Annotated in this window: 3 protein-coding genes; all 3 read left to right on the top strand. The window is 43.8% G+C overall.

Annotation, left to right across the window (positions count from 1 at the left end):
• A partial coding sequence (locus AC1DN0_RS40835) for a hypothetical protein (protein WP_477146595.1) occupies positions 1–733 on the top strand: 733 nt, incomplete at its 5' end.
• 51 nt (positions 734–784) lie between these two features.
• Positions 785–1,993, top strand: a complete 1,209-nt coding sequence (locus AC1DN0_RS40840) for a glycosyltransferase (RefSeq protein ID WP_477146596.1) — start codon at positions 785–787, stop codon at positions 1,991–1,993.
• A 100-nt stretch (positions 1,994–2,093) separates the two neighbouring features.
• Positions 2,094–2,719: hypothetical protein (locus tag AC1DN0_RS40845; RefSeq protein ID WP_477146597.1), on the top strand; the 626-nt coding region annotated here is incomplete at its 3' end.

Here is a 2,719-nt window from a genome sequence, read left to right on the forward strand (position 1 = left end):
GTATTTCGTCTCGAGTATTTGTTTTTCGGCACGTGATGGGGCCATATTTTTTGCACTTACGATGCTTTTCGGATTTTATCTTTTTCGTGATTTGATGAGCGATGGAGCCAAAAAAAAGGTATTTCGCGTTATTTCAGTGTTCGGCGTCATTGCGATTGCTTTCCTGTGTGTATTTTCGTATCAGCGATTCTTTGAGTCTGGCGATGTAGGAAATTTGGTGTCCGGGACCCTGGGTTATATCGGGCAGCAGCCATATGTGTTTGCCGAGACAATCGCCTCCCAGGTTACGTTTTATGGTCTTGATTTGCGGTTGCCACTAATTTCGAGCATTCTTTTTGGCAAGGTTCCGGATGTGGTCAGGTATGTACCATATGAATGGTCCTTTGGCACATTCTTAAAGGACTATTACGCAATGTACGGATGGACATCGCTGGTTACTCTGTCTGTTTTTACCGCATTTTTATTTGGTTTGATATTTTTTAATAATAAAAAATATCATCCGGTTACGTTCCTAATAGCGCTGTCATTCTATTTCCAATTTATGACATCTGGTGTTTTCTATTTTAGATTGGGGACGATGCCAGGAAATCAATATATGGTTATTGTCCTTCTTCTGTTTTTGGGTGGAAAAATATTCCTTAGGAGAGGGAGGTTGTACATTATGCAAAATAGACCGTTGCCAGGGGGAAGGGCGAGAGCGGAGTTTGTGGGTCCCGTTAATGTGGGTCGATAGGGCATTTTTTGTCCGGGTTATTATAAATAATTTAATGTAATATAAACGGCGATGAATATTACAATTTTTGCATATGATTTGCGAGAAAAATCCCTGGCCGGATCCTATCGAACAAGGAAATTTATTAGGTATTTTTCGGAGTCAGGAGTCCAGGTAAAAGTTGTTTGCGCTTTTGTTGATGATGGTTTTAAAGAATATTGTGCTGATCAGGGGATCGAGATTGTTTTGATATCCGACGTGGATCATGAAACTCGTGGGTTTTTAGACAAGATTTTTGTCAGGGCAGTAGCCATACCTGACATCGGAGCTCGGTGGGTTCGTAAGGCGATGCGGAATTATCGCGTGATTGAGATAATATCGAATTCTGAAGTTGTATATTTGAGTAGTCCGCCTCACGGCTTGCAGTTGGCTGGGCCTTACATCACGTCTAAGTTTAATATCCCATTTGTTGCAGATTTCAGGGATGATTTTGTCACAAACCATAGGATAAATTGGAGAACTCCGGTTCATAAAAAAAGTGCGTATCGAATAGAGCGGTCCGTTTTACGAGAGGCGGCCGCAGTTATAGTGAATACGGACATTGTGAAGCAACGGTTTGCCTCTCGACATGGGGACAGTGCAGGAAAGATTTCCTGCATAACGAACGGATTTGATTCAAGTGATGTTGCTTCAAGCCGAGAAGTCGTTCGAGCTCAGGAAAATATCAATAAGGGCAGTCGTCGACTGATCTATTCTGGGTCAGCGTACGATGGCTTTGCGGCAGATGCCATTGGCAGGATCGTGGCTTCCATTGATGCCGCTGGTATGAGCAAACAGTGGGAAATTCACACAGCAGGTCCCGGGAACTGGGATTGCGCATCGACTTACGAGAACTGGGTACATCACGGTCTCTTGAGCCAAGAAGGGGCTGCGAGTTTGATGCGAGATGCGGATTTGCTTCTGCTCCTAATGCCACCAGGGGAGCGAGAGCCTTCGGGAACGGTTCCGTTGAAAGCGTATTCCTATTTGGGATCGGACCGACCAATTATCTATTTTGGAGAGACCGGTTCGACTACTGAACTCCTTAAGGAGTTCAGTGGGACATTTTCATTTCAAAGGGATTTCATTGATAGAATTGGTTTTTGGTTGTTGGAAAATCAGGAGARGGAGTTTCCAATGGCGGTATCGAGATACCCGGATGTGGAAAGGTACGAATTTAGGGTGTTGTCATCAAGCATGAAATCAATATTTGAATCTGTAGTTGATGGAAGAATGAAATAATGTGGAAAGATTAGATTTATTGAGGTGTGATTAATTAAGGCTGATTGTTTGATTTATTTGCTCAGTTTTTTGCATTTTACGAAGAGGGCGGGGGCTTTAGGTGAAACCGGTAATACTTATATTCATACATTATTACTTGCCGGGCTATCGGGCGGGCGGCCCAATTCGTACTATCGCGAATTTGGTGGAGCAATTGAGTGCAGAGTTTACGTTCAGAATTGTTACAACTGATCGTGATTTGGGTGATGTGCTCCCCTATGAAGGTGTGAGGGTAAATGAGTGGGTTGAGGTTGGGAGTGCGCAGGTCCTCTATTTGAGTCCAGCATCGAGTTCATTGGGCGGGATCGCAAGAATAATGAGGGAAATACCTCATGATGTGCAATATCTTAATAGTTTTTTTGATCCGGTTTTTACCTTGAAGCCCTTGATGGCTAGATATCTCGGTATGGCGCCTTCGAAGCCATTGATTATCGCCCCGCGTGGAGAATTCTCTCGGGGAGCTTTGATTATTAAGCGATGGAAGAAACTGCCATATATGGCTATTCTAAAAATAATTGGGATTTTCGGGAATAGTTTTTGGCAGGCTTCCAGCGCGTGCGAGGCAAGTGACATTTTTCGAGTGTTAGGCGGAAGAGAGGGTGACGAATTTTCAGGGCGTGTGCTTATCGCGTCAGATTTTGCCATTGGATTTTCTGGTGGCGATCCCGTGGAGAATGTATCAAATTC

This window comes from Cupriavidus sp. 05N39 (genome assembly GCF_056397325.1).